Source organism: Pseudomonas sp. IC_126 (assembly GCF_004331835.1).
Classification (GTDB): Bacteria; Pseudomonadota; Gammaproteobacteria; order Pseudomonadales; family Pseudomonadaceae; genus Stutzerimonas.
This window is the reverse complement of sequence record NZ_SJSS01000001.1, coordinates 1,202,472-1,228,529: the sequence shown is the minus strand read 5'-3', so window position 1 is coordinate 1,228,529 and position 26,058 is coordinate 1,202,472. Positions and strand designations below refer to the sequence as shown.

22 protein-coding genes are annotated in these 26,058 nt (G+C 59.4%); 10 read left to right on the top strand and 12 right to left on the bottom strand.

Annotated elements, in window-relative coordinates; all coding sequences use genetic code 11:
- A partial coding sequence (locus tag E0D86_RS05490) for a L,D-transpeptidase family protein (protein WP_165914203.1) occupies positions 1 to 560 on the top strand: 560 nt, incomplete at its 5' end.
- Positions 561 to 645: 85 nt separating this feature from the next.
- Here the strand turns inward: E0D86_RS05490 and E0D86_RS05485 are convergent.
- Positions 646 to 900 carry an Lpp/OprI family alanine-zipper lipoprotein gene (locus E0D86_RS05485; RefSeq protein ID WP_131648997.1) on the bottom strand — a complete coding sequence of 85 codons (255 nt, stop codon included), beginning with the start codon at positions 898 to 900 and terminating at the stop codon, positions 646 to 648.
- Positions 901 to 1,311: 411 nt separating this feature from the next.
- Here E0D86_RS05485 and E0D86_RS05480 point away from each other — a divergent pair, with 411 nt between their 5' ends.
- On the top strand, positions 1,312 to 1,602 hold the full coding sequence (locus tag E0D86_RS05480; RefSeq protein WP_131648930.1) for a GNAT family N-acetyltransferase: 291 nt from the start codon (positions 1,312 to 1,314) through the stop codon (positions 1,600 to 1,602).
- A 46-nt stretch (positions 1,603 to 1,648) separates the two neighbouring features.
- Here E0D86_RS05480 and E0D86_RS05475 read toward each other — a convergent pair whose 3' ends face one another.
- On the bottom strand, positions 1,649 to 2,725 hold the full coding sequence (locus tag E0D86_RS05475) for a 3-deoxy-7-phosphoheptulonate synthase (protein WP_131648929.1): 1,077 nt from the start codon (positions 2,723 to 2,725) through the stop codon (positions 1,649 to 1,651).
- A 275-nt stretch (positions 2,726 to 3,000) separates the two neighbouring features.
- On the opposite strand from E0D86_RS05475, the gene E0D86_RS05470 reads away from it, so the two are divergent.
- Positions 3,001 to 3,954 (top strand): putative 2-dehydropantoate 2-reductase, encoded by a 954-nt coding sequence (locus E0D86_RS05470; RefSeq protein ID WP_131648928.1) that lies wholly within the window; start codon positions 3,001 to 3,003, stop codon positions 3,952 to 3,954.
- A gap of 320 nt (positions 3,955 to 4,274) precedes the next feature.
- Complete coding sequence (gene cysB / locus E0D86_RS05465) at positions 4,275 to 5,249, top strand: HTH-type transcriptional regulator CysB (protein WP_131648927.1); 975 nt, start codon at positions 4,275 to 4,277, stop codon at positions 5,247 to 5,249.
- A gap of 44 nt (positions 5,250 to 5,293) precedes the next feature.
- Here the strand turns inward: cysB and E0D86_RS05460 are convergent, their stop codons facing one another.
- Positions 5,294 to 6,028 carry a phosphoadenylyl-sulfate reductase gene (locus tag E0D86_RS05460; protein ID WP_131648926.1) on the bottom strand — a complete coding sequence of 245 codons (735 nt, stop codon included), beginning with the start codon at positions 6,026 to 6,028 and terminating at the stop codon, positions 5,294 to 5,296.
- Positions 6,029 to 6,213: 185 nt separating this feature from the next.
- Here E0D86_RS05460 and thrH point away from each other — a divergent pair, with 185 nt between their 5' ends.
- On the top strand, positions 6,214 to 6,831 hold the full coding sequence (gene thrH / locus E0D86_RS05455) for a bifunctional phosphoserine phosphatase/homoserine phosphotransferase ThrH (RefSeq protein WP_131648925.1): 618 nt from the start codon (positions 6,214 to 6,216) through the stop codon (positions 6,829 to 6,831).
- A gap of 132 nt (positions 6,832 to 6,963) precedes the next feature.
- On the opposite strand, the gene E0D86_RS05450 is transcribed toward thrH, so the two are convergent.
- From E0D86_RS05450 to E0D86_RS05415, 8 genes are all read right to left on the bottom strand, one after another.
- A complete protein-coding gene (locus tag E0D86_RS05450) occupies positions 6,964 to 7,644 on the bottom strand; it encodes a hypothetical protein (RefSeq protein WP_131648924.1) in 681 nt (226 codons plus the stop codon).
- 128 nt (positions 7,645 to 7,772) lie between these two features.
- Positions 7,773 to 8,993 carry a phosphoenolpyruvate carboxylase gene (locus E0D86_RS05445; RefSeq protein WP_131648923.1) on the bottom strand — a complete coding sequence of 407 codons (1,221 nt, stop codon included), beginning with the start codon at positions 8,991 to 8,993 and terminating at the stop codon, positions 7,773 to 7,775.
- Positions 8,990 to 9,631 carry a hypothetical protein gene (locus E0D86_RS05440; RefSeq protein WP_131648922.1) on the bottom strand — a complete coding sequence of 214 codons (642 nt, stop codon included), beginning with the start codon at positions 9,629 to 9,631 and terminating at the stop codon, positions 8,990 to 8,992. Before E0D86_RS05440 ends, E0D86_RS05445 begins: the two co-directional genes overlap by 4 nt.
- Positions 9,631 to 13,305, bottom strand: coding sequence for an ATP-binding protein (locus E0D86_RS05435; protein WP_131648921.1), 3,675 nt, complete (start codon positions 13,303 to 13,305; stop codon positions 9,631 to 9,633). The genes E0D86_RS05440 and E0D86_RS05435 overlap by 1 nt, the downstream gene beginning before the upstream one ends.
- Positions 13,306 to 13,373: 68 nt before the next feature.
- Positions 13,374 to 14,720: an aminodeoxychorismate synthase component I gene (gene pabB / locus E0D86_RS05430; protein WP_131648920.1), complete on the bottom strand. Its 1,347-nt coding sequence runs from the start codon at positions 14,718 to 14,720 to the stop codon at positions 13,374 to 13,376.
- Between the two features lie 59 nt (positions 14,721 to 14,779).
- On the bottom strand, positions 14,780 to 15,763 hold the full coding sequence (locus E0D86_RS05425) for an alpha-L-glutamate ligase-like protein (protein WP_131648919.1): 984 nt from the start codon (positions 15,761 to 15,763) through the stop codon (positions 14,780 to 14,782).
- 3 nt (positions 15,764 to 15,766) lie between these two features.
- On the bottom strand, positions 15,767 to 17,293 hold the full coding sequence (locus E0D86_RS05420) for an inactive transglutaminase family protein (RefSeq protein WP_131648918.1): 1,527 nt from the start codon (positions 17,291 to 17,293) through the stop codon (positions 15,767 to 15,769).
- A 4-nt stretch (positions 17,294 to 17,297) separates the two neighbouring features.
- Complete coding sequence (locus tag E0D86_RS05415; RefSeq protein ID WP_131648996.1) at positions 17,298 to 17,834, bottom strand: ATP-dependent zinc protease; 537 nt, start codon at positions 17,832 to 17,834, stop codon at positions 17,298 to 17,300.
- Positions 17,835 to 18,110: 276 nt separating this feature from the next.
- Between E0D86_RS05415 and E0D86_RS05410 the strand changes: the two genes are divergently transcribed.
- From E0D86_RS05410 to prpF, 5 genes are all read left to right on the top strand, one after another.
- On the top strand, positions 18,111 to 18,833 hold the full coding sequence (locus E0D86_RS05410; protein ID WP_131648917.1) for a GntR family transcriptional regulator: 723 nt from the start codon (positions 18,111 to 18,113) through the stop codon (positions 18,831 to 18,833).
- Positions 18,830 to 19,717: a methylisocitrate lyase gene (gene prpB / locus E0D86_RS05405; protein ID WP_131648916.1), complete on the top strand. Its 888-nt coding sequence runs from the start codon at positions 18,830 to 18,832 to the stop codon at positions 19,715 to 19,717. Before E0D86_RS05410 ends, prpB begins: the two co-directional genes overlap by 4 nt.
- A gap of 79 nt (positions 19,718 to 19,796) precedes the next feature.
- Complete coding sequence (prpC, locus tag E0D86_RS05400) at positions 19,797 to 20,924, top strand: 2-methylcitrate synthase (protein WP_131648915.1); 1,128 nt, start codon at positions 19,797 to 19,799, stop codon at positions 20,922 to 20,924.
- 72 nt (positions 20,925 to 20,996) lie between these two features.
- Entirely contained in the window at positions 20,997 to 23,612 is a 2,616-nt protein-coding gene (gene acnD / locus E0D86_RS05395; RefSeq protein ID WP_131648914.1) for a Fe/S-dependent 2-methylisocitrate dehydratase AcnD, read from the top strand.
- Positions 23,613 to 23,732: 120 nt separating this feature from the next.
- On the top strand, positions 23,733 to 24,920 hold the full coding sequence (gene prpF, locus E0D86_RS05390) for a 2-methylaconitate cis-trans isomerase PrpF (protein ID WP_131648913.1): 1,188 nt from the start codon (positions 23,733 to 23,735) through the stop codon (positions 24,918 to 24,920).
- Positions 24,921 to 25,117: 197 nt separating this feature from the next.
- On the opposite strand, the gene E0D86_RS05385 is transcribed toward prpF, so the two are convergent.
- Positions 25,118 to 25,936, bottom strand: a complete 819-nt coding sequence (locus E0D86_RS05385; RefSeq protein ID WP_131648912.1) for a pyruvate, water dikinase regulatory protein — start codon at positions 25,934 to 25,936, stop codon at positions 25,118 to 25,120.
- Positions 25,937 to 26,058 lie beyond the last annotated feature (122 nt).

Sequence of the window (26,058 nt, the reverse complement as noted above, 5' to 3'; positions counted from 1 at the left end):
TAGGCAATACCCGCATTTCAGCAATGACCAATAATCCTGCCTGGTATCCGCCGCAGTCGATTCGAGACGAGCACGCCGCCGAGGGCGATCCGCTGCCGAAAGTCGTTCCGCCGGGGCCGGATAACCCGCTTGGCCCGTACAAGATGACGCTGGCAATGCCCGGCTACCTCATCCACGGTTCGAACAAGAAGTTCGGCATCGGCATGCGTGTCAGCCACGGTTGCTTCCGCATGCTAAATCACAACGTGCTAGAGCTGGCCGGGCGGGTCAAGGTCGGCACTGCGGTGCGGATCATCGACGAGCCCTACAAGTTCGGTGTGAGCCAAGGCAAGATCTATCTGGAGGCGCATACGCCGTTGCAAGACGAAGACAAGCACATGACGCTCATGGATAAGCACGCCGTAGTGGTCAATACGCTGCTTCAGCGTGATGAAGCGGCCGGTGTGCTGCAACTGGATTGGGAAATGGTGCGGGAGATCATTGCTGGTGAAGACGGCTTGCCGATTCAGATTGCCGAGCAGGGGCAGGCATTGGCCAGTCAGGACGACCCGATCTTCTGACAGCAGCTGCTAAATCGAGAGGTTAATCCGTCACCCATAAAAAAGCCGACCTGGAGCAGGCCGGCTTTTTTTTATCGCCTGAAGCTTACTTGCGGCTGGCACGTTCCAGCATACGCAGCGCACGCTCATTGGCTTCGTCAGCAGTCTGCTGAGCCTTCTGAGCAGCCTGCAGAGCCTCGTCGGCCTTGCTGTACGCTTCGTCGGCACGGGCCTGAGCGCGGGCAGCGGCGTCTTCGGTCGCGGTCAGACGGGCTTCGCCTTCCTGAGTCATGCTGTTGCTGCACCCAGTAGCCAGAACTGCGGCGAAAGCCAGAGCAGAAAATTTCAGAACGTTGTTCATCGTGTTCCCCTTAAGGATGAAATCCATGGCAACTCCCGTTATGGAAAGTTGGCGCGCACATACTACCGATTAGTTGCGCTAAGTAAACTGAGGCAAGCAGCGGCTACCACAATTTTTCTGCAAGCTCATTCTTTCACGGCATATGCTAGCCAGATTGGCTGAAAAACAATCAGAACCAGCGTTGCACTCGTTACATGGACCAGTCGGGATGCTGAAAAGTTGCACTTCGCAGTGCTACGTAAATCAAAAGCATCAATCCCCCAGGCGTAGAGGCATCACTAGCTTTAAGCAATTGAAGCGACGTCTTACATAGCGGTAGCATGCGTCGTCAAACAAACAAGAAAATGGGGAAAGTGCGGGCTCCGCATGCACCTCTCAAGTTGAAGGCAGCAAGCCTGCTGAGGAGGCTAGATGACCGACAAGCTAACCATCCACCATGACCGGACGAGCCACCAGTTCGAAACTACCGTGGACGGCTATCGCGCCTACCTGGCTTATGTAGATTTGGGTAAGCAGACCCTGGATATTTACCGGACGTTCGTGCCTGATGCGCTCCGCGGCCGTGGCGTTGCAGCTGTACTGGCGCAGCACGCGCTGGATTACGCCAAGCGCGAAGGCTATACGGTGATTCCATCCTGTTCGTACGTAGAGCGGTATATCGAGCGACAGGGCAACTCTACGGATACTATCGAAAGTGAATAAAAGGAAAACGCCGGCAAGCGGCGTTTTCTCGAATCAGAAATAGCCGTCAGCCGCGGGCGCGCTTGGGCAATACATCCTTAAGCTTTGCATGCATGCCAAGAATGGCTTTCTCGGTGGCTTCCCAATCGATGCACGCGTCGGTGACGGATACACCGTATTTCAGGTCCGACAGGTCTTTTGGAATAGGCTGATTACCCCAGCCCAAATGGCTTTCCACCATCAATCCGACGATTGAGTTATTCCCCTCGAGGATCTGGTTGGCCACGTTTTCCATGACCAAAGGCTGCAGCGCAGGGTCCTTGTTGGAGTTCGCATGGCTGCAGTCGACCATGATGTTGGGGGTAACGCCAGCCTTGTTCAATTCCTGTTCGCACACCGCCACGCTGACCGAGTCGTAGTTTGGCTTGCCATTGCCACCGCGCAGTACCACATGCCCGTAGGAGTTGCCCTTGGTGGTCACGATGGATACGCCACCGGACTGGTTGATACCGAGGAAACGGTGCGGGCTGGAAACGGATTGCAGCGCATTGATGGCGACGGTCAGGCTGCCGTCCGTGCCATTCTTGAAACCCACTGCAGAGGATAGACCTGAGGCCATCTCGCGGTGTGTCTGGGATTCAGTGGTGCGGGCGCCGATTGCCGACCAGCTGATCAGGTCCTGCAGATATTGCGGTGAGATGGGGTCCAGCGCTTCGGTGGCGGTAGGCAACCCCATCTCGGCGAGGTCCAGTAGCAGCTTGCGACCGATATGCAGGCCGTCCTGAATCTTGAACGAGTCGTCCATGTAGGGATCGTTGATCAGGCCTTTCCAGCCGACGGTGGTGCGTGGCTTCTCGAAGTACACCCGCATGACGAGAAACAGGCTGTCGGACACCGTCTTCGCCAGGACCTTGAGGCGTTCGGCATACTCATGCGCGGCCTTGAGATCGTGGATGGAGCAGGGACCGATTACCAGAAACAGGCGGTGGTCTTTGCCGTCGAGAATGTCGCGGACAACCTGGCGCCCGTGTGAAACGGTCTGCAATGCCGTGGCGGTCAGCGGGAGTTCACGCTTCAGTTGCTCCGGCGTGATGAGGGTCACGTTGGATGCAACGTTTAGGTCGTCGATTGGTAGATCAGCCATCTGTCACTCGTCAGGGTCACGTGAGTCGTCCGCCAGCCATCCCGGTGCGGCGGAGCGGAGCGTTGGGGCGCAGCGGGGAGCGGAACCTTATCGCGTATTGCCTCGCCTCGACAATAATCTTGAAGCCGGACTGCACTGCGGTGTGCTCAATGTAGGTTCGCGCCCGGAAAGCGGGCCGCTAGCGGCGGCTGGGCGCTGCCTTGGGACGCTGATAAGGTGGCGACTGCAAGCGCGCCATTAATGGCGTCCCACTGAACCGTAGATGGAGTTCCTGCATGACCGCACCCAACCCTCGAATCGGAATCATCGGTACCGGTGCTATTGGCGGCTTTTATGGCGTGATGCTCGCCCGCGCTGGCTATGACGTGCACTTTCTACTGCGCAGCGAATACGAAACGGTCCTGCAGCGCGGGCTACGGATAAACAGTACGGTGCATGGCTCGTTGCACCTGGATGCGGTGCAGGCCTATCGCAGCGCTGCGGATATGCCCAAGTGTGATTGGCTGCTGGTTGGTGCCAAGAGCACCAGTAATCCAGAGCTGGCCCCGTTGATCGTGGAGGCGGCGGGAGAGGATGCCAAGGTTGTGGTCTTGCAGAACGGTCTGAGGGTTGAGGAGGACCTGCGTCAGGTTCTACCGAACAACATTCATCTGCTTGGTGGCCTCTGTTTCATCTGCGCGCACCGCTCGGCGTTAGGCGTCGTCGAGCATCAGGCGCTTGGCGGGGTCAACCTTGGCTATCACTCGGGTTCGGCTGCAACCCTAGAGCAACAGCAGGCGCTGGTCGAAGAGGGCGTGGCGATGTTCCGCGCGGTGGGAGTCGATTCCAACGCGGCCGACAATCTGGTGCAGGCACGCTGGCAGAAGCTGGTGTGGAACGTACCGTATAACGGTCTTTCCGTGCTTCTGGATGCCGGCACGGCACCCTTGATGTCCAATCCGGACAGTCGAGCGCTGGTCAGGTCAATCATGCTTGAAGCCTGTGGAGCCGCAGCGGCTTGCGGTCATCCGCTACCTGACGTGCTCGTGGATCGGATGATGATGGCCACTGATCATATGCCCAATTATCTGCCGAGCATGTATCACGATCATGCGCACGGGCGCCCGTTGGAGCTCGATGCGATCTATGCCGCTCCGCTGGTCGCAGCTGCGAATGCAGGGTTTGCGATGCCCAAGACCGAGGCTCTGTACCAGGCCTTATGCTTTATTGCTGGGCGCGCAGCCCGCTAGCCAACGCACTTAGGGTAGCCTCTATCGGCCGTCCGGCAGGTGTTCGGCGCGGTAGTTTTTCTTGGGGCTGCTACGCTCAAACGAGGCCGCGATATCCTTTAATGCTCGCGGCCTCGGCGTCTCTGGCTGCGATCACACTGGCAGACCGAGCGGCGTATACGCAGGTATGCTCGCTGTTCTATGTTGCAAAGGTTGCAGCAAAGTGACGTCGTCTGGAAGCTACGAGCGATACATACGGAAATGACCTAGAATTCCGATTTTCTGGCGCAGAAGTTATAAAAGGTGGCGTTCAAGCGCCATTGGCATTTTGAGGGATCTCTATGAAGCTTCAGCAACTGCGTTACATCTGGGAAGTGGCGCATCATGACCTCAATGTCTCGGCAACGGCGCAGAGCCTGTTTACCTCTCAACCTGGCATCAGCAAGCAAATTCGATTGCTCGAAGATGAGCTGGGTGTCGAAGTCTTCGCTCGCAGTGGAAAGCATCTGACCAGAGTTACTCCGGCTGGTGAACGAATCATCACCACAGCCGGCGAAATCCTGCGCAAATGCGAAAGCATCAAACAGATCGCCCAGGAATTTTCCAACGAGAAGCGTGGCACATTGAGTATCGCAACCACTCACACGCAGGCTCGTTATGCCTTGCCGCAAGTGATCCGCACCTTCATCAAACAGTACCCCGACGTCTCCTTGCACATGCATCAAGGCACGCCCATGCAAATTGCCGAAATGGCCGCTGACGGGACTGTGGATTTTGCCATCGCCACTGAAGGTCTGGAGCAGTTCGGCGATCTGGTGATGATGCCGTGCTATCGCTGGAACCGTTGCGTGGTCGTGCCACAGGGACATCCCCTGACAGAACTGGACAAGCTCACCCTGGACGCGCTGGCGGAGCATCCAATCGTGACCTACGTGTTCGGTTTTACCGGGCGCTCCAAGTTGGACGAGGCATTCAGCCACCGGGGCTTATCGCCCAAGGTAGTGTTCACGGCGGCGGATGCAGACGTTATCAAGACCTATGTTCGGCTGGGATTGGGCGTAGGCATCGTGGCGCGGATGGCGGTCGATGCCAAGCTTGATCCGGATCTGGTGGTGCTGGATGCCAGCGAGCTGTTCGAAGCCAGCGTCACGAAGATTGGGTTCCGCCGCGGTACCTTTCTGCGTGGCTTCATGGCTGACTTCATCGAAACCTTCGCACCGCATCTCGATCGAGAAATGCTTGAGAAAGCCGTGCAATGCCGAAATAAGGTCGAGCTGGACGAATTGTTCCAGAACGTCGAGTTGCCGACCTATTAAGAGCAGCGGCACGCCTCAAGCCAAGGCTGCCGCTTTGATTGTCTTTATTGCTTCGCGATCAGATTGCCGGCGTGCAGACCGCATTCTTTCTGCGTGGATTCCTCCCACCACCAGCGACCTTCGCGCTCGTGCTGGTTCGGCAGTACCGGGCGTGTGCAAGGCTCGCAGCCGATGCTGATGAAGCCACGCTCGTGCAGGCTGTTGTAAGGCACTTCCAACATGCGGATATAGCCCCAGACTTCCTCGCTGGTCATCTGCGCCAGGGGGTTGAATTTGTACAGCGTGTGTTCAGGCGTTGAAAAAGCACTGTCGACCTCCAGCACCGAAACCTGACTGCGAGTGCCTGGGCTCTGGTCGCGGCGCTGGCCGGTGGCCCAGGCGCGAACGCCGGACAGCTTGCGCCGAAGCGGCTCGATCTTGCGGATGCCACAGCATTCGCCGTGGCCGTCGCGATAGAAACTGAACAATCCCTTTTCGTTGACCATCGGTTGGAGCAGGGCAGGATTGGGCGTCATGATCTCGATTGCAATGCCGTAGTGCTCTCGTACCTGCTCGATGAAACGGTAGGTTTCGCTGTGCAGGCGGCCGGTATCGAGGCTGAACACTTTCACGTTTTTGTTCAGTTTCCAGGCCATGTCCACCAGCACGACGTCTTCGGCGCCGCTGAACGAAATCCACAGGTCATCTCCGAAGAGGTCGAAGGCGAGCTTGAGAATTTCTTGCGGGGATTTGCCGGCATAGGCCGCGGCCAGCTCGGCTACATCAATTTGGTGAGTCATCAGGCGGCTTCCTTGATTGGCGCTTGGGCGCTCTGCTGGCCGCGGATGGTAACAAATAGGCATTATGACGCTAAATAACGTTTGCTGAGGCGCCGCCTAACTTTAGTGAATAAGGCGTCGCGTTGCACCGCTCCGCCCTTGTCGTTAGAGTGCCGCTTCAATTTTTCTGCTTTAAGGAGTGGCCCGTGGAAATAGCCTGTCTTGACCTGGAAGGTGTGCTGGTTCCGGAAATCTGGATCGCCTTTGCCGAGGCCACTGGAATCGAATCCCTCCGGGCGACCACGCGGGACATTCCTGACTATGACGTGCTGATGAAGCAGCGGCTGCGCATCCTTGACGAGCACGGTCTGAAATTGTCGGATATCCAGGCCGTCATCGCGACCCTGAAACCGCTCGACGGCGCCGTCGAGTTCGTCGACTGGCTGCGCGAGCGCTTCCAGGTTGTGATCCTGTCGGATACGTTCTATGAGTTTTCGCAGCCGCTGATGCGTCAGCTGGGCTTCCCGACGCTGCTTTGCCATCGCCTGATCACTGACGAATCAGGGCGTGTCGTAAATTACGAGCTGCGCCAGAAAGACCCCAAGCGGCAGTCAGTGATCGCGCTGAAGAGCCTGTACTACCGCGTTATCGCAGCTGGCGATTCGTACAACGACACCACCATGCTCTCCGAGGCGCACGCAGGCATCCTCTTCCATGCGCCGGACAACGTTATCCGTGAGTTTCCGCAGTTCCCGGCTGTGCATACATTCGAGGCGCTGAAGCAAGAATTCCTGAAGGCGTCGAACCGAGAGCTATCGCTGTAAGCGCAACGGTTCAAGCGACGCAGCAGGAAGATCAAGATCAGGTCGATGGCCAGCGACGAGCGGTGACAGGCTCGACTTGATCTTCGAGTGGCGTTTCAAGCTGCCGGTGAGTTGTGCCTCAGGCTCACACAGCTAGCGCATTACCAACTGTAAGACTGCATCAAATGCCAGCATGTGTTGTTGTTTTATGCTTAGCTGGTTCTCACGCATTGCCTGCCAGACGGGCCGCCAGCCACCCAGTTCAAGTTCATCGAGGTGCTTGCTTTGGCAGTACTGGCGCTCGAAATGATCGCGGTGGCTTTTCTCCATAAGCTTATCGCCGAGCGCGGGAATTAGCAGGCCGCGGGCTGACATGCTGACGGCGATAACAAGACCCGCCGGATCGAAATCGGGAAAGACATGCAGACACACCGACTCGGGTAATTGTGCGATCAGCTTTCGCGCGCCGCGAGCCAGTCCGCCATGGCCTCGGTACAACACCAGGGCGTCGTTGAGCGCTTCGGGGATGCGGTATTCCTGCCACTGGTCAAAGCTGTCCAGGTTCTCTACCAACACAAGATTGCGAACCTGTGCCAAGGCTAGTCTGTCCAGCGGGACTCGTAGGCTGAGTTCTGCGGGCAACTGCGGCAGAGGCGCGGGCAGGTTACCCTTGACTAGTACGAAGTTATTGCCCGGGCGTTCCGATCCTAGCTTGTCATCTCGGAATTGGCGGGCAATCTCCGTGCGATTACCGGTAGGCGGTGGCGTTATCGGGTCCCAGCTCTCAACCCGAAGGAAAAACGTACGCAGCGCCCGGTAATCGGCGTCGTTCAATTTTAGTTTTCCACTACGCGGCGTACCGATTTCAACGTGGCGGCGAATATCTTCCCAGATAGTGCCGAGCGGCACCGCGGGTGGTTTGTTCCGCACCGCACGGTGGACAGCATTGAGATGGCGTGTCTCTAGGCCAGCCACAGGGCAATGTCCCGCACGATGTAGTTGCCGGTGTAAATCGGATGGGACTCGCCCTGCAGGTCCAGTTCGAAATGACTCTTCTGGTCATCGGGCAGGGCGTCGTAGCCGCCGATCACTTGGTAGAGCCAGGATTCCGTTGCCCAGGGCAGCGCCTGTTGCGAATGCCAAGTCAGGGCTGTGACGGGGTGACCGTTCTCGATCACATGGCAGAGATAGTCCTGCACTGCTTCCTGAATCGGACTGGTCTGCACCTCGAAGCCTTCGACTTCCTGTAACTGCAACTCTTCGGCTTCTGGCAGCGGGGTGAGCATATTCTCCGCTTGTTGCGAGGCCGTGATTTGCGCGAGCAGGGCGAGCAGGTCGGCTTCATGACTACTGGCATGGATGTTAACTGCGGCTGGGCCCAGGGTAGGCGGGGCCAGGCTGAAAAGCTGCGGCAACTGTGAGCGGGCCGTGTGGTTGCCGACCTGATAGTCCGGTTGCTGCTCGCCGTGCAGCAGCCAGCCCTTGAGCAGCAGGGTGCGGCCTTGAATCTTTCGAAAGCGGCCCAGCAGCTCCAACAAACGGCCCTGGACGATACTCAGCTCCTGCGAACAGGCACTGACGCTGCGTTGCAGGCTGGCCACCAGTAGACGGCGTAGCTCTCTTAAATCGCCCGCGGTATCTGCCAGCTCCTGGAAATCGATCATTTCCAGCCCATTGAGCAGTTCGCTCACCTGCGACTGGGCCAGCTCGTTTTCGCGGATTTTCGCAGTCAGGCTGCCGACGTAGCCGAACTCGTTATTGATCCGGCTCCACAGCACTCGAATGCTGTGGCTCAGCCCTTCGGTAAAGCTGTAGACGTGCTCGCGTAAATCGGCCAGATAGGCGTCTGCCGCCGGGAAGTCACCCTGGTGATGGGCTTCCTTGTAATGCGCAGCCAAGGTCTTGAACGTAACAAGTGTCGAGCCGGTGTTGGCGTCGATCTGCCGATTGCGGTCGTCGCGCAGCGCTTCCTCGAGTAGCGCGCGTACCACACGGCGCAAGTGCAGATCGGAGCCAGGCTCGGGGCGATACAGAATGCCGTCCTTGATCAGGCGCTCCTGTACGCCGGGCTCGAGGCTCTGGTCAGGCACAGAGCCCGCCAGATAGGCACCCATAATTGGTTCGGCATGGCGCCCCAGCTGGCGCAGGAAGCGCACGCCGGCCTGATGCAGGTTGTTGTTCATATCAGATTGCCCTGGCTGGAGGCTTCGGCACGCTCCTCCAGTGCCAGCCCTTCTGCTTCATCGATGAAACGGATCACTTCGTAGAGATAATCCAGCTTACCGGTGCCGAGATATATCTGTTTGTCGGGATTTGGGCGCAACAGATAGCCCAGTTCGCACAGCTTTTTAAATACCTGCTTGATCTGAGCGTCGACGTTGCTACTGGTAGAGCGAAACAGGGCGTAATGGCTGATACGGTTGAGCTGCTCGCGGAACGCCGGCGTGTCTTCGACGATGCTTTGCAGTTCGTTGAGACGAATCGGGCTTCCTTCGGTCAGCGGGGCGTCCTGGGCGCTGGCTTCCTGTACCAAGACCAGCCACTCCGCGAGCGGCGTCAGCGCATTGCAAATGTCGCGGAATTGCTGGCTGACGATCCGTCGCTCGGCGTCTCCCAACTGGCGATAGCCGCAGAAGAACACGTCGGCGTCGGCAGCGCCACCGACCGTGGCGACAACCCGGTTGAGGGTGTTCAGGTACTCGTCCACCTGTTCGCGGTTGGCCGGGTTCTTCAAGAATCGCCAGCCCTCTTCATTGCTGGTCCGGCAGATGAAAGCCCCTTGCAGCAGCAATTCAATCACGTTGCCTTTGATGGATAACATTAGACGGTCTCCTCGGCCATGCGCGCCTTGAGGCGTTCGCCGATCACGTCCAGACGCGGTTTGACCACCTGCAGCTGGCGGGTCTGTTTGTTGACAATGTAGCGATTGGCAAACAGCGACAGCACTTCAGAGTCCGGGTTAGGGAAAGCGCCGAGGATGCGGATCGAGTTGTTGCCGCAAGCATCGAAGATTTTCTTCACGTTGGCGTGGTGTAAGGTGCCCAGCTCGTCGATCGGCCAATGAATAACCGCGGGCGCGTTACCTCGTAGCAGCCGAGTAAACGCCAGCAGAAACTTGCAGAGAATCAGATAAGCCATCCCGTGACTGGAGGATTCATTGAGCTGGCGGTCGGTGCGGATGACGAGATCGCTTCGGCCTTCACGTAGACGCAGTTCGATTTCCAATAAACCTGCAATACCGCTGTTCAACGCAGAGCGGCCAAGAACTTCCAATGCGCGGCGCATGCTGCCGGTGTAGTCGCCATTGGGCAGCTCGGCAAAGCCGCTTTCTTCCCAGGCTAGGTAGGCGCGAGCGAAGGCACGCAGCTCCGGCCAGAACTCCAGTTCGGTGATGCGTGAGCGAATCGTCACCGCGGAATTGGATACGCCTTCGAGAAGCAGGTCCTCGCTGACTTCACGAGTGATGCGGGCGCTCTGGTTGGCGATGCGTTTATCGATATCCGTCAGAATGTCGAAGAAGGTAAACAGCTCGTTACCGAAGATCCGCCCTTGCTCGCGCAGGCCGTTGAGGCTTTGCGGTACCAGCTTGTTGAGCAGCTCGTCGAGAGCCGGTACCAGGCGGCGGTAATCCAGGCTGGGGATGCCACGTTCGTTGATTCGGCTGCATTCTTCACGGCTGCGCTCCCAGGTTTCCGCCAGGCTGGAGCCGGACTTGCTTGCGATGAGGGTGTCGAAGCGGTCCACGTGCTGTTTGATGGCAGCGAGCAGGGCGTCGCGGTGATGCAGTTGTTCCTGGCCGTGCCGCAGACGTTCATCGAGCTCGCCTTCTGCGAGCGTGCCTTCGCGTGGCAGCTTGAACTCGCCCAAACGACGCAGCAGTGTTTTCAGGCTGTCCAGCTGGTCGCCGACAATGCCTTGGGTCTGCTGAGCCTGTTGTTTCTGCTTTTCCAGAGCTCCGCGGTTGGCCTTGAACCGGGTGGAGGCGGCATCCAGCTGCTGCTTGAGATCGGTGGCCAGTACCTTCTGGCTGGTCAGCTCATCCTGCAGCCTGGGTTTGACCTTCAGCCAGCTCAACGCATACCACTCCTGGTAGCGGTTGACTTCGGCTCGGCGGGCTTCGGTGTCCCTGATGCGCTGGTCGAGCGTGCGCAGATCGGTTTTGAGCTGGATCAGCTGGGTTTCATCCACGCCGCGAGATTTCAGTTCGTTCTGGTACCACTGTTCACAGGCGGCCAGTTCGGTCTTACCAGTGCGACGCTGGTTGTCGATCTGGGTCTTGAGCTGCGTCAGCCGTTGATCCAGATCGCCGATGACCTGCTGCCAATGCGCAAGAGTTTCCATTCGTGCTTCCTGGAATTGCGCTTCCAGCTCTTCCTGCAGGTTTTCCTGTTCCAGCTGGAGTTGTTTGATCACATTGTCCAGCTCACTGAGCTGTTTCTTGGCTTCAAGTCGCCGTTCGGCTAAGGCAGCCTCCAGACGCCCCTTGAGCGCAGCACGTTCTTCCTTAAGCCGCTGATGATTGTCCTTGCGGTTCTGAAGCTCTGTACGTGCTACCACAAGGCGGGGGTTGAGCGCTTCCAGGACGGCGCTGGTTTCCGCCAGTTCCTGCTCCGTCTGCTGCTGCTGATGCTGCGCATCCTGCAGGTTGTCTTCGGCAAGTTGCAGGCGATGGCGCAACTCGACTTCGCTAGCCGCATGCTCCGGTGTTTCCAAGGCAGCCAGTTCGAGGTGCACGCCATACAGGCTATCGCTCTGCAGCTCGCTGAGTACGGGTTTCAGGTCGGTTCGCTGCAGCAGGGCAGGCTCGATCACCTTCCCCAGCTGCAATTCCCAACCAGGCTGTTCGCGGCGCAGGAATTCGAGCAAGGTATTCTGGCGTGGGTAGAGGAGCTGTTCGGCTTCATCTCGCGTCCGCTGACGCTCGGCCACGCGGCGAGCGGCCAGGTTGAGTTGCTGGCTGCCTCCTTCTCGCTGTCGCAGCAGCTTGCGTTCTTCTTGAATCAGGGAATCCAGCGTCTGGCCGGCTTCTTCTCGCTTGTGTTCGGCATCATCCAGGCGGCGGTCGAAAATGTTCAGGCTAAGGACTTCTTCCTCGCTGTAGCTGAAACTGGCGATCTGCTGTTCCAGGCTGCGCTGCTCTAGCTGGACGGCGTGTTTCTGCTCGCGAAAGCGACCATCAGCTTCCTGTTGGCGATTTCCGAAAGATTTTTCCAACTGGCCAATGGCGCTGTTCTTCTGTTGGTTGCGTGCGGCCAGCTCGTCGTGCAGTTGACGCTCCTGATCGTGCAGGCGTTCCAGCGCTTCCTGCTGTTGCTCCTGAATCTCCTGTTTGCGCTCCAGGTAAGCGTTCTGAACGTCCGCATGCTGCTCGGTAAGCAGTCGCAAGCGCTCCTTGAGATTGTTGAGTTCAAGCTTCCAGCCATCGAGCTTTTCCAGGTCGGCCTTGGCCTGATCGATGTTGACGTCAAGGTAACCCTGATATTGCTCCTCGATGTGGGTCAGCTGAGTTTCTGCGCTTTCAATTTGGCCTTGGGCCTGGGAAAGCGAGAGGGAGAGCTCGTCGCGCTCGTCGCGCCACTTTTCTTCAAGCTGCTTGAGCGCGAAACCGGTCTGTTCGAGCGTGTCCTTGAGTTGTTCCTGGCGCGCAAACAGCACGGGCTCGTCAGTGCGATAGGCCAGCAGCAGGCCGCTCAGGCGAGCCTCGCAGCTTTGCAAGTCTTGATGATCGCCTTCCAGCCGGGCGAACTCCGGTCGAATCGCATCGAAGCCCTGGATCAGCTGGCTGTCGCGAATCCAGTCCTCGACCCGCTGGGGGTTCAGGTGAGTAGTCGGCGGTGTCACACCATCCTCTTCGAGAATGGCCGCGATCATCGACTTGATAGTCTCCATCTTGCCTTCGCGCGAATGCACGGCGCGCACCAGCTTTTCGATATGCCGTAGAGAATGCTCGCCCGCGCAAAGGGAGAACTGGCGAGCCAGACTGCGCAGCTCGCTGCGCTGGTTATCGGCAGCGAGCAGGCTGCGATCGTTTTGAATGATCGCGCGGAACTGACGAGTGTTCAGCTGATTGGTCGTGGCCACACCCATCTGTTTGAAGTGGCGGCCCAGCTCATTCATGGTCAGACAGCTGATGCGGTCGCCCTGGCGGTTCTTGATGTAATCGTCCAGGTCGAACGCCTTGAGCACTAGGCGGTAGTCAACACCCTTGCCGTCACTGGCGGCTGCGAGCACGGCCTGACACAGCTCGTCGTCCATACGCCGGTATTCGAACACGATGAAGCTCTGGTCCGTAGGTAGATACCAGCGCTCGAAACTGTCGCGGGTTGAGGGCACCACGCGGCTCGGGTATTCGCCATAAAACACCGGTACCAGGCGCTGGAGGGTGGTTTTACCGGAAGCGTTGGTACCGCAGATGTTGGTGTGATCATCCACCACCAGCTCGACCACACCCTTGAGGTGGGTGTTTATGAGAATGATGCGATTCAGGCTGGGCATTGGGTTTCTTCTATCAATGGTTATGTGTCCGACCGTGGACGGCAATTCGAGCCATGCTTGGCGCATGGTTAATGAGGGATGGTTTCCAGCACTTCCATAAGCACCTTGACCTTGCCTATGGACTCCTCGTATTCCGCGTGCCAATCAGAGTCTGCGACGATTCCGCCACCGCCCCAGCAGGTAACCAACTGGTCTTTTATCAGTAGGGTGCGGATGGCGATGGAGCTATCCATCTCGCCGCGAACGTCGATATACAGCAGAGAGCCACAGTAAATCGAGCGACTGGTGGCTTCCAGTTCGTCGATGATCTGCATCGCGCGGATCTTCGGTGCGCCTGTGATCGAACCGCCGGGAAAGCTACCAGCAAGAAGATCGAACGCGTCCTGACCATCGGCCAGGGTCCCGCTGACGCAGCTGACCAGGTGATGCACGTTGGGATAGCTTTCCAACGCGAAGAGTTCAGGCACCTGCACGCTGCCGATTCGGCAGCTGCGGCCGAGGTCGTTGCGCATCAGGTCGACGATCATTAGATTTTCCGCTCGATCCTTGTCGCTTGCCAGCAGTGCCTGAGCTTGCTCCGCATCGGTGTGCGGGTCCATGCCCCTTTGGCGGGTGCCCTTGATCGGCCGGGTTTCAACACGACCTTCCTCTAGCCGAAGAAAGCGCTCTGGTGAAAAGCTGGCAATAGCACCACCGTCGAGCGCGATAAAGCCAGAAAAAGGCGTGGGGCAGACGTTACGCACACGACGATAAGCATCCCACTCATCGCCCTGACAGGGCGCCTGGAAGCGCTGGGCAAAGTTCACCTGATAGCAGTCGCCTTCCTGGATATAGCGCTGGATCTTCTCGACGGCCTGCTTATAGCCGTTAAGCTCGAGTTCGGCAGTGAACTTCGCCTGAAGCTCGAATGGCTGGTGTTCATATTCGGCATCGGTCTCGAATAACCGTATCAGGCGCTGGCGGTCTATATCGCCAAGGCTGGGATGAAATACCAGATGGCAGCGCTTGAGCTGGTGATCGTTGATCAGTGCCCACGGGTAGAGGCCGAACCGGGCGGCGGGTAGCGCCAGGTCATCCAGGGCACGGTTCGGTAATGCCTCGAGCCGTCTGCCGAAGTCGTAGGCCAGCAGGCCGATCAAGCCACCCGCAAAGGGTAGGGGGCAATCGTCAGGAATGTCGGCGCGGCCAAGCAGCTCTAGCGCCTGACGCAGGCGCTGGAAAAAAGCTGCACCGGATTCGTTTGCATCGGGCTCGAAGATGCTGAGCGGCCAGGCGCTGAGCAGATCATAGCGACCCCGCTCGGCGACTGGCCTGCCGGAGTCCAGCAGCACCGCGCCGTGGGCGTGACGAATTCGCTCGAACCAGCTCGCGGGATCAGGTTTGTATTCGAGGGCGTATAGGGTGCAGACAGGCATTGGCGATGATTGGCTGGACAGGAGCGCCCGACCGCTGAGGGTCGGGCGAGAGCGGTGAGCTAGTCGTGGGCTGGAATATGCCCGAACAGCTGTTGGGCGAATGCCACTCGCTCTTCCGGGGTCTCCTGGATGCCTTTTTCCTTAAGCTGGGCGATGCGCGATTCTACCGCATGCGCCCGGTGAGTCAGACCGCAGTCATTGGCGATCTGAATGTTCAGGCCAGGGCGTGCGTTGAGCTCGAGAATCAGCGGGCCCTTGTCCTGGTCGAGCACCATGTCGACGCCGATGTAGCCCAGCCCGCACAGCTCATAGCAGCCGGCGGCGAGCTTCATGAAGCCGTCCCAGTTGGGTAGCTGCACGCCATCCACCGCGTTGGTGGTGTCGGGGTGCTTGGTGATCTTGTTGTTCAGCCAGGTGCCGCGCAGGGTGATACCAGTGGCCAGATCCACGCCGACGCCGATGGCGCCCTGGTGCAGGTTGGCCTTGCCGCCGGACTGGCGGGTCGGCAGGCGTAGCATGGCCATGACCGGGTAGCCCATCAGTACGATGATGCGGATGTCCGGCACGCCTTCGTAGCTGATGCTCTTGAAGATCGGGTCCGGCGTAACGCGGTATTCGATCAGCGCCCGATCGCGGTGTCCGCCCAGGGAGTAAAGCCCGGTGAGGATGTTGGAGATCTGATGCTCGATCTCCTCATGGGTGATGATCTTGCCCGAAACCGTCCGGTAGCGGCCCTCGAATCGATCGGCGATCACCAGAATGCCGTCGCCACCAGCGCCCTGTGCCGGCTTGACGACGAAATCGGGGCGCCCCTTTACGATGTCCTTGAGCTTCTCGATATCCTTCTCGGTCTCGATGATGCCGTACATTTCCGGCACATCGATACCGGCTTCGATGGCCCGTTCCTTGGTGATGATCTTGTCATCGACGATCGGGTACAGATTGCGCTTGTTGTACTTGAGCACGTAGTCCGCGTTGCGGCGGTTGATGCCCATGATGCCCTTGGCTTCCAGGGCCTTCCACGTCTTGATCAGACCGAACATGGCTCAATCCTTCAGAAAGGCTTTGAAACGGAACAGCTCGGTCAGGCGGTAGCCACGATAGCGACCCATGGCCAGCATGAAGCCCACCATGATCAGCAGCACTGCCGGGAAGGTGAAGATGAAGTAGGTCAGTTCCGGGATATTCATCAGCATGAACGCCAGGCTTGCCGCGATCAGGGTGCCGACCGCCACCTTGAAAGCGTGACCGCCGCCGCGTTCTTCCCAGGTGATCGACAGGCGCTCAATGGTCATGGTCAGGATCACCATTGGGAACAGCGAGACGGAGAGTCCGCGCTCCAATCCAAGTTTGTGGCTCAGCAGGCTGATCACTGCAATCAACACGACGACGAACGTGAGTACGACCGAGAGACGCGGCAGCATCTGCAGCTTGAGGTGTTCGAGATAAGAGCGTAGGGACAGACCAAGCGCGGTAATGAGGGTAAACAGAATGATGCCGAAGCCAATCTGGGTTTCACGGAAGGCCAGGGCTATCAGTACCGGGGTGAAGGTGCCCAGCGTCTGCAAGCCGCCGAGGTTGCGCAGAATCAGAATCACCAGTACGCCGATCGGGATCATGATCATGATCTGGTAGGTCTGCTGAGTCTGCAGCGGCAGGCCATACAGCGAATATTCGAGGAAGTCCGCGTCGGTGTTTTCGTCCGTCAGCTTCGCCAGGCGAATGGCGTTCATCTCGCTGCTGTTGAGGGTGAACGTCACTTGTGCGTTACGCCCACCTTCGAGAGTCAGGAGCGGTTCGCCACCGGTCCACCAGACCAGACGATCCTTCGGCAGACCCTGCTCGCCGGTTTCCGGGTTGAAATACAGCCACTTGTCACCGTTGAAGCTGCGTAGCCAGAGCTCGGGCGTTTGCGCCATATCGGCCAGCAGTCGAACGGTGTGCACGCGCTCCATCGGCACATGGGCGATGGACAGCAGCAAATCGATCACGCGGGCCTTGTTCGGGGTCGACGAGTCGCCGCCGAGCAGCAGTTTAACGTTGTCATCATCGACATTGTTTACACGCTTGATGGCTTCGCTGATGAAGGTCTCGACGTCGGCCGAATGCTGGCGGATCGGCGAGAGCAGGGCTTCGGCGGCAATTTTTTCGGCCCCTTCGACCGGAATGCTGTCGCGGAAGATCGGGCCGGTGGCCGCGGTTTGTTCGCCGCTGTAGCGTCTGGTGAGCACCAGACGGTAATAGAGCGTTTGGTTGCCACTGGCGCGCCGCGCCGACCAGGTGACACGACGGTTGCCGTCGGCGCGGTTGATGCTGACGCCGTAATTGTTGGAGATGAAGCTTTCGTTGAGGCTGACGAACTCCTGGTTCAGCGGAGGTACGTACATCTGCAGCTTCACGGGCTCGCGCGGGCTGGCCTGGAACTCGACTTTGGCGTCGATATTCCATAGGTCATCGGTTTCGTCTTCGGTAATCGGGATGCCGAGGACGAAAATCTGGTACGCGGTGATCGCGATGCCCAGCGTGACGAGCAGGAAAATCAGGACTTTGAGATGCAGGGTAAGGGCGCGCATGGAATTACTCGTCAGCGTCGGATTCGATAATGCAGCCGGGTTTGCCAGCAGCGTACTTAAGGCTTGGATCGACCAAGGCACCGAAGCGAGTAAGCGCATCGGAACCTATTAAAAGTGGATATTGGAATGCACTTCTGTCCGTGAGGTTCACTTCAATGCTGCGTTTGGCCTTGCCCATGCACAGCTCGAGCTCCACGACGGGGCGCGGTGTATAGGTTTTTTCTTCTTCTGGATCGAAGTCTCCAGCGCGACGTTTGATCTTGCTGATGCGCTGCAGCGGCAGCTCGATCGGGTGGTCATGAGCCTCGTCGACGGCGAGGTAGAAGCGAACCCACTCCTTCCCTTTGCGCTTGAAGTTTTCGATATCGCGCGCGCTGAGCGAGGCGGTTTGCGCGCCCGTATCGAGTTTCGCGGGTAGCTCGATACCAAAGTTGGGTAGAGCGACATGTTCGTTCAGGCCATAGATGGTTTTGCCATCCGCCTGGGCGAAGAGCGGGGAGGCCAGAAGGCACAGCGACAGAAGGAAGGGTTTGGCGCTCATAGGTCCAGGATTAGTCGAGTCGGAAAGCATGGGCGGAACGGCAGCCCGTGAGCTTGGAGGGCATGGCGAGGCGAGCGCCAGGCGCGGAATACCGGCGCATTCTACATGTCCGTTCGTTCGCCCGACTAGGCTTATGCCTTGAGCTCGGCTGCGTAAAGTCATCGATACCAATCGCGCCTCGCTGGCCATATTGTCGACAATCTACTTTCGTCCCATTGACCATCTGGCGATTAAGGGCGTAATTTATTGCCAATTGCTATCCGTGGTGTCAACAATATGCTCGATACCGTCGAAAACCTCCGTTCTGATCAATTAGATAGCGGAACCCTGTCCGAACACGTGTTCCGGCTGATTCAGGCGGCCATCGTCAAGGGCGATATCGCACCCGGCAGCAAGATTTCCGAGCCGGAGCTGGCGCGCACCTATGGCATCAGTCGTGGGCCGTTGCGCGAGGCGATCCACCGCCTGGAAGGGCAGAAGCTGCTGGTGCGGATTCCCCATGTGGGCGCACGGGTTGTTTCCCTCAGCCATGCCGAGCTGATCGAGCTCTACGAGATCCGCGAATCCCTGGAGGGCATGGCCTGTCGGCTGGCCGCCGAGCGCATGAGCGACGCCGAGATCGACGAGCTGCGGCGCGTGCTGAGCACGCATGAGCGCGACGAGGCCTTCCAGGCGGGCGTCGGTTACTACCAGCAGGAAGGCGATTTCGATTTTCACTACCGGATCATCCAAGGCAGTGGCAATCGCACTCTGGCCAAGTTGCTCTGCGACGAGCTTTATCAGCTGGTGCGCATGTATCGCATCCAGTTTTCCACCACGCCGAACCGGCCGCATCAGGCCTTCGCCGAACATCACCGAATCCTCGATGCCATCGCCGAGCGCGATGGCGAATTGGCGGAGCTGCTGATGCGCCGTCATATCGCGGCTTCCAAGCGCAACGTCGAGCGTCACTTCCAGGGCGTTCTCGAACAAACACCATATGAAAGGGGCAATGCATGACTCTTCCTACTGCCGGTCAGCGTTTCCGTGACGCCGTGGCCAGTGAGCACCCGCTGCAGGTCGTCGGCGCGATCAATGCCAACCATGCGCTGCTGGCCAAGCGCGCCGGATTCAAGGCCATTTACCTGTCCGGTGGCGGTGTCGCGGCCGGTTCGTTGGGACTGCCGGATCTTGGCATCACCGGGCTCGACGATGTGCTGACCGATGTGCGCCGCATCACCGATGTCTGCGATCTGCCTCTGCTGGTGGATGTCGACACCGGTTTCGGCTCCTCGGCCTTCAACGTGGCGCGTACCGTCAAGTCGATGATCAAGTTCGGCGCGGCGGCGATCCATATCGAGGACCAAGTTGGCGCCAAGCGCTGTGGCCATCGCCCGAACAAGGAGATCGTTTCCCAGCAGGAGATGGTTGACCGCATCAAGGCGGCGGTGGATGCGCGCACTGATGACAGTTTCGTGATCATGGCGCGCACCGATGCGCTGGCAGTGGAGGGGCTGGAGTCCGCCCTCGAGCGTGCCCAAGCCTGCATTGAGGCGGGCGCTGACATGATATTCCCCGAGGCCATCACCGAGCTGTCGATGTACAAGACATTTGCCGATCGCGTGAATGCGCCGATCCTGGCCAATATCACCGAGTTTGGAGCGACGCCGCTGTATACCACCGAGGAGCTGGCCAGCGTCGACGTCTCTCTGGTGCTCTATCCGCTATCGGCCTTCCGCGCCATGAACAAGGCGGCGGAGAACGTCTACACCGCGCTGCGCCGTGACGGCACGCAGAAGAACGTGATCGATACCATGCAGACCCGCATGGAGCTGTACGACCGCATCAACTACCACGCTTTCGAGCAGAGCCTCGATGCGTTGTTCGCTCAGAAGAAGAGCTGAGCGCGTCCGGTTCCGGCAGAACCGTCGGAGCCTTCCACCGATGTGCGATATCCAGAATAAATCCAATAAGGAGATAACCATGGCTGAAGCAAAAGTATTGAGCGGGGCGGGCCTGCGCGGTCAGATCGCTGGACAGACCGCTTTGTGTACCGTCGGCAAGGAAGGCGCCGGTCTGACCTATCGCGGTTATGACGTTCGCGATCTGGCTGCCGTGGCCGATTTCGAGGAAGTGGCCTACCTGCTATTCCACGGGGAGCTGCCCAATGTCGAGCAACTGGCGGCTTACAAGAACCGCCTGAAGACGCTACGCGATCTGCCGCAGGCGCTGAAGGAAGTGCTGGAGCGCATACCGGCCAGCGCCCATCCGATGGATGTCATGCGTACCGGCGCTTCGGTGCTCGGCACTCTGGAGCCGGAAGTCAGCTTCGAGCAGCAGCGTGACGTCGCCGAGCGCCTGATGGCCGGATTCCCGGCGATCATGTGCTACTGGTATCGCTTCACCCACGACGGCGTACGCATCGAGTGCACCAGCGACGAAGACACCCTGGGCGGGCATTTCCTCGCGCTGCTGCACGGCAAGAAGCCGAGCGACCTTCACGTCCGGGTGATGAACGTCTCGCTGATCCTCTATGCCGAGCACGAGTTCAACGCCTCGACCTTCACCGCGCGGGTCTGTGCTTCGACCCTCTCCGACCTGTACTCCTGCGTGACCGGCGCCATCGGTTCGCTGCGTGGCCCGCTGCATGGCGGCGCCAACGAGGCGGCCATGGAGCTGATCGAGAGCTTCAATACTCCCGAAGAGGCCCGCGAAGGCCTGTTGGGCATGCTCGAGCGCAAGGAAAAGATCATGGGCTTCGGTCACGCCATCTACAGCGTTTCCGATCCGCGCAACGAAGTCATCAAGGTCTGGGCTAAGAAACTGGCCGAGGAAGTCGGCGATACCGTGCTGTATCCGGTATCGGTAGCTGTCGATGAGACCATGTGGGAGCAGAAGAAGCTCTTCCCCAACGCCGACTTTTACCACGCTTCGGCCTATCACTTCATGGGCATCCCCACCAAGCTGTTCACGCCGATCTTCGTCTGCTCGCGTGTCACCGGCTGGGCGTCCCATGTGTTCGAACAACGCAGCAACAACCGGATCATTCGGCCGAGCGCCGATTACATCGGTCCGGAACAGCGCAAGGTCGTACCGATCGCCGAGCGCTGATCGGAAGAGGGGAGGCCCGCAAGGGCTTCCCTTCCTTGCTTTACGGAACATTTCTGATTGAGTTCTTCCGGCATGAATACAGAACACCGCAAACTCCTGCCTGGCACCGTGCTTGACTACTTCGACACCCGCGAGGCAATCGAAGCGATCCAGCCGGGCGCCTACGACACGCTGCCCTATACTTCCCGCGTGCTGGCCGAACAGCTGGTGCGTCGCTGCGAGCCGGCGATGCTGACCGATTCGCTGAAACAGATCATCGAGCGCAAGCGCGACCTAGACTTTCCCTGGTACCCGGCCCGCGTGGTCTGCCACGACATTCTCGGCCAGACCGCGCTGGTGGACCTGGCCGGTCTGCGCGATGCGATCGCGGAGCAGGGCGGTGATCCAGCCAAGGTCAACCCGGTGGTGCCGACCCAACTGATCGTCGATCACTCGTTGGCGGTGGAACATGCCGGCTTCGATCCGGATGCCTTCGAGAAGAACCGTGCGGTGGAAGAGCGTCGCAACGAAGACCGCTTCCACTTCATCGAGTGGACCAAGACTGCATTCAAGAACGTCGATGTGATCCCGGCCGGCAACGGCATCATGCACCAGATCAACTTGGAGAAGATGAGCCCGGTAATCCAGGCGCGCGGCGGCGTCGCCTTCCCGGATACCTGCGTCGGCACCGATTCCCACACCCCTCACGTCGATGCCCTGGGCGTGATCGCCGTCGGTGTCGGCGGCCTGGAAGCCGAGACCGTCATGCTCGGCCGCCCCTCCATGATGCGCCTGCCCGATATCGTCGGCGTCCGGTTGACCGGCAAGCGTCAGCCCGGTATCACCGCTACCGATATTGTCCTGGCGCTGACCGAGTTCCTGCGCAACGAGCGCGTGGTCGGGGCCTGGGTGGAGTTCTTCGGCGAAGGTGCCGACAGCCTGTCCATCGGCGACCGCGCCACCATCTCCAACATGTGCCCCGAGTATGGCGCCACGGCGGCGATGTTCTATATCGATCAGCAGACCATCGATTACCTCAAACTCACCGGTCGCGAGCCGGAGCAGGTGGCGCTAGTCGAGAATTACGCGAAAACCACCGGCCTCTGGGCCGATGCGCTGATCAGCGCCGAATACGAGCGCGTGCTGGAGTTCGATCTGTCGACCGTGGTGCGCAACCTGGCCGGCCCGTCCAACCCGCATCGCCGCCTGCCGACCAGTGCGCTGCAGGAGCGTGGTATCGCCAGCGACGCTCAACTGGCGGCTGCCCAGGCGGAAGAAGCCAAAGGCCTAATGCCCGATGGCGCGGTGATCATTGCCGCCATCACCAGCTGCACCAACACCTCCAACCCGCGTAACGTGGTCGCGGCCGGTCTGGTGGCGCAGAAGGCCAATGAACTGGGCCTGCTGCGCAAACCTTGGGTCAAGACATCCTTCGCGCCGGGCTCCAAAGTCGCCAAGTTGTACCTGGAAGAAGCCGGCCTGCTGCCGGAGCTGGAAAAGCTCGGCTTCGGCATCGTTGGCTACGCCTGCACCACCTGTAACGGCATGTCTGGTGCGCTGGACCCGAAAATCCAGCAGGAAATCATCGACCGCGACCTGTACGCCACGGCCGTATTGTCCGGCAACCGCAACTTCGACGGCCGCATCCATCCCTATGCCAAGCAGGCGTTCCTCGCCTCGCCGCCGCTGGTGGTCGCCTATGCCATCGCCGGCACCGTGCGCTTCGATATCGAGCAGGATGTGCTGGGCCATGACGCCCAAGGCAACCCTGTCACCCTCAAGCATCTGTGGCCGAGTGACGAGGAGATCGACGCCATCGTCGCAGCCTCGGTCAAGCCTGAGCAGTTCCATCAGGTCTACATTCCGATGTTTGACCTGGGCAATGTGGAAGAGGCCGAAAGCCCGCTGTACGACTGGCGCCCGATGTCCACCTACATCCGTCGTCCGCCCTATTGGCAGAAAGAGGGGGAAGGCGCGTTGGCCGGCGAGCGCACGCTCAAGGGCATGCGTCCGCTGGCGGTGCTGCCGGACAACATCACCACCGACCACCTATCGCCATCCAACGCCATCCTGTTGGATAGCGCCGCTGGCGAATACCTGCACAAGATGGGCCTGCCGGAAGAGGACTTCAATTCCTACGCGACTCACCGGGGCGACCACCTCACGGCGCAACGCGCCACCTTCGCCAATCCGCAGCTGGTCAATGAAATGGCCGTCGTCGATGGACAGGTGAAGAAGGGTTCGCTGGCGCGCGTCGAGCCGGAAGGCACCGTCATGCGCATGTGGGAAGCCATCGAAACCTACATGAACCGCAAGCAGCCGCTGATCATCGTCGCTGGCGCCGACTACGGTCAGGGTTCGTCCCGTGACTGGGCGGCCAAGGGCGTGCGCCTGGCGGGTGTGGAAGCCATCGTCGCCGAAGGCTTCGAGCGCATCCACCGGACCAACCTGGTGGGCATGGGCGTGTTGCCTCTGGAGTTCAAGCCGGGCACCGATCGCAAGACCCTGGGGATCGACGGCACCGAGACCTATGACGTGATCGGCGAGCGTACGCCGCGCGCAACGCTGACGCTGGTCGTCCGCCGGCAGAACGGCGAAACACTCGAAGTGCCGGTGACCTGCCGTCTGGATACCGCCGACGAAGTGTCGGTCTACGATGCGGGAGGCGTGCTGCAGCGCTTTGCCAAGGATTTCCTCGGACAGGCCTGAGCGCGTTTTCGCTGATCGATCTGCCTGCTGCTGACGACAGCAGGCAGGTCGGTCTGGCAGAGACCGCATTCCATTCCCGTTGCCGCCGTCTGGCGGCAACGTTTCATGAGGACTCTCTTTATGGCTTGTGCGCCCCAAATCAAGATTCCCGCTACCTATATGCGTGGCGGCACCAGCAAGGGTGTGTTTTTCCGCCTGCAGGACCTTCCCGAGCGCTGCCAGGTTCCAGGCGAGGCCCGCGACAAGCTGTTCATGCGCGTGATTGGCGGGCCCGATCCCTATGCTGCACACATCGACGGCATGGGCGGCGCCACCTCCAGCACCAGCAAGTGCGTCATCCTCTCGAAAAGCAACCAGCCCGATCACGACGTGGATTACCTCTACGGCCAGGTTTCCATCGACAAGGCGTTCGTCGATTGGAGTGGTAACTGCGGCAATCTGTCTACCGGTGCCGGCGCCTTCGCCATTCATGCCGGACTGATCGATCCGACGCGCATTCCCGAGAACGGCACCTGCGTGGTTCGCATCTGGCAGGCCAATATCCAGAAGACCATCATCGCCCATGTGCCGGTCAGTAATGGCCAGGTGCAGGAAACCGGCGATTTCGAGCTGGACGGCGTGACCTTCCCGGCGGCGGAAATCGTGCTCGAATTTCTCGACCCGTCCGATGATGGCGAGGAGGGCGGCTCTATGTTCCCCACCGGCAACCTGGTAGACGAACTAGATGTGCCGGGCATCGGCGCGTTGAAGGCGACCATGATCAGCGCCGGTATCCCCACTGTGTTCGTCAATGCCGAGGACATTGGCTATCAGGGCACGGAGCTGCGCGAGGATATCAACGGCAACCCCGAGGCGCTGGCGCGTCTGGAGGCCATCCGCGTGGCCGGTGCGTTGCGCATGGGGCTAATCAAGACGGCGGAGGAAGCGCTGACCCGCCAGCACACGCCGAAGGTCGCCTTCGTTTCCAAGCCGAAAACCTACGTGGCTTCTAGCGGCAAGACCATCGAGGCCGGCGAAGTGGACCTGTTAGTCCGGGCATTGTCCATGGGCAAGCTGCACCACGCGATGATGGGCACCTGTGCGGTCGCGATCGGCACGGCGGCAGCGGTTCCGGGTACGTTGGTCAATCTGGCGGCCGGTGGCGGTGATCGCGAGGCGGTGCGCTTCGGCCATCCATCCGGCACCCTGCGGGTCGGCGCCGAGGCGAAGCAGGTAGATGGCCAATGGACAGTGACCAAAGCAATCATGAGCCGCAGCGCTCGCATCCTGATGGAGGGTTGGGTGCGCGTACCGGGCGACTGCTTCTGAGCCGAGCCACTTTGGCTAGAAAGCCGAAAGTATTCCGCCGACGCAGGCTGTTGGGTCGAGCCTCGGCGGGATGAAAGAGGGGGGGGGGCTAGCTTCGCGTTATCCGCCAGTCCTACCTTCTGCTTCCAGAAGGACTCGCTCAAAAAAATGCTATCGGTTGCACCTATCGGGCTTTTTGTTGTCTAGCGAAGCGGTGCTTATTTCAGTCTGCGCTCGACGCCTTTTTCCACGAGGATCTTGGCGGATATTTCTTCAACGGAGAAATGCGTGGAATTGATGTAATTGATGTTCTCGCGGCGGAACAAATTTTCCACCTCGCGTACTTCGAATTCGCACTGAGCGAAACTCGCATAGCGGCTGTTGGGTTTGCGTTCGTTGCGAATGGCGGTGAGGCGGTCCGGGTCGATGGTGAGGCCGAAAAGCTTGTCCCGGTGAGTTTTCAAAGCGGTCGGTAGTTGCAGGCGCTCCATGTCGTCTTCGGTCAGCGGGTAGTTGGCTGCCCGGATGCCGTACTGCATTGCCATATACAGGCAGGTCGGGGTTTTGCCACACCGGGAGACGCCGACCAGAATCAGGTCCGCTTTGTCGTAGTAATGGGTGCGGGCGCCGTCATCGTTATCCAGAGCGAAATTGACCGCGTCGATTCGCTCCATGTAGTTGGCGTTATGGCTGATCGAATGGGATTTGCCGACCGAATAGGAGGAACGTGACATCAGTTCATGTTCCAGCGGAGCAAGGAAAGACGAAAAGATGTCGATCATGAAGCCATTGGACTCGGCCAGGATGTCGCGAATTTCCTGGTTCACCAGCGTATCGAATATGATCGGGCGCGCGCCGTCGCTTTCCGCCGCTTTATTGATTTGCTGTACCATCAGCCGCGCTTTGTCGGCGGTATCTATGTACGGCCGAGTCAGCTTGGTGAAGCTGATGTTCTCGAACTGTGCCAGCAGGCTCTGGCCAAGTGTTTCGGCCGTAATGCCGGTACCGTCGGATATGAAGAATGCAGTTCGTTTCATTGCACCTGGGGCCTTAAGTCAAGAACGGTTCTCAGCTATAGTAGCCCCCTTCGCCGAGCCACAAGTGGCGGGCATTGTCACCCATTTTGCAGGGGCAGGCCACCGGATCGCGGATGGAGCCG

What these genes read in the sequence shown, in the direction of transcription:
- E0D86_RS05485 (WP_131648997.1), bottom strand. Translation starts at nt 900, where the DNA reads ATGAACAACGTTCTGAAATTTTCTGCTCTGGCTTTCGCCGCAGTTCTG.
- E0D86_RS05480 (WP_131648930.1), top strand. Translation starts at nt 1,312, where the DNA reads ATGACCGACAAGCTAACCATCCACCATGACCGGACGAGCCACCAGTTC.
- E0D86_RS05475 (WP_131648929.1), bottom strand. Translation starts at nt 2,725, where the DNA reads ATGGCTGATCTACCAATCGACGACCTAAACGTTGCATCCAACGTGACC.
- E0D86_RS05470 (WP_131648928.1), top strand. Translation starts at nt 3,001, where the DNA reads ATGACCGCACCCAACCCTCGAATCGGAATCATCGGTACCGGTGCTATT.
- cysB (WP_131648927.1), top strand. Translation starts at nt 4,275, where the DNA reads ATGAAGCTTCAGCAACTGCGTTACATCTGGGAAGTGGCGCATCATGAC.
- E0D86_RS05460 (WP_131648926.1), bottom strand. Translation starts at nt 6,028, where the DNA reads ATGACTCACCAAATTGATGTAGCCGAGCTGGCCGCGGCCTATGCCGGC.
- E0D86_RS05445 (WP_131648923.1), bottom strand. Translation starts at nt 8,993, where the DNA reads ATGAACAACAACCTGCATCAGGCCGGCGTGCGCTTCCTGCGCCAGCTG.
- E0D86_RS05440 (WP_131648922.1), bottom strand. Translation starts at nt 9,631, where the DNA reads ATGTTATCCATCAAAGGCAACGTGATTGAATTGCTGCTGCAAGGGGCT.
- E0D86_RS05435 (WP_131648921.1), bottom strand. Translation starts at nt 13,305, where the DNA reads ATGCCCAGCCTGAATCGCATCATTCTCATAAACACCCACCTCAAGGGT.
- pabB (WP_131648920.1), bottom strand. Translation starts at nt 14,720, where the DNA reads ATGCCTGTCTGCACCCTATACGCCCTCGAATACAAACCTGATCCCGCG.
- E0D86_RS05425 (WP_131648919.1), bottom strand. Translation starts at nt 15,763, where the DNA reads ATGTTCGGTCTGATCAAGACGTGGAAGGCCCTGGAAGCCAAGGGCATC.
- E0D86_RS05420 (WP_131648918.1), bottom strand. Translation starts at nt 17,293, where the DNA reads ATGCGCGCCCTTACCCTGCATCTCAAAGTCCTGATTTTCCTGCTCGTC.
- E0D86_RS05415 (WP_131648996.1), bottom strand. Translation starts at nt 17,834, where the DNA reads ATGAGCGCCAAACCCTTCCTTCTGTCGCTGTGCCTTCTGGCCTCCCCG.
- E0D86_RS05410 (WP_131648917.1), top strand. Translation starts at nt 18,111, where the DNA reads ATGCTCGATACCGTCGAAAACCTCCGTTCTGATCAATTAGATAGCGGA.
- prpB (WP_131648916.1), top strand. Translation starts at nt 18,830, where the DNA reads ATGACTCTTCCTACTGCCGGTCAGCGTTTCCGTGACGCCGTGGCCAGT.
- prpC (WP_131648915.1), top strand. Translation starts at nt 19,797, where the DNA reads ATGGCTGAAGCAAAAGTATTGAGCGGGGCGGGCCTGCGCGGTCAGATC.
- acnD (WP_131648914.1), top strand. Translation starts at nt 20,997, where the DNA reads ATGAATACAGAACACCGCAAACTCCTGCCTGGCACCGTGCTTGACTAC.
- prpF (WP_131648913.1), top strand. Translation starts at nt 23,733, where the DNA reads ATGGCTTGTGCGCCCCAAATCAAGATTCCCGCTACCTATATGCGTGGC.
- E0D86_RS05385 (WP_131648912.1), bottom strand. Translation starts at nt 25,936, where the DNA reads ATGAAACGAACTGCATTCTTCATATCCGACGGTACCGGCATTACGGCC.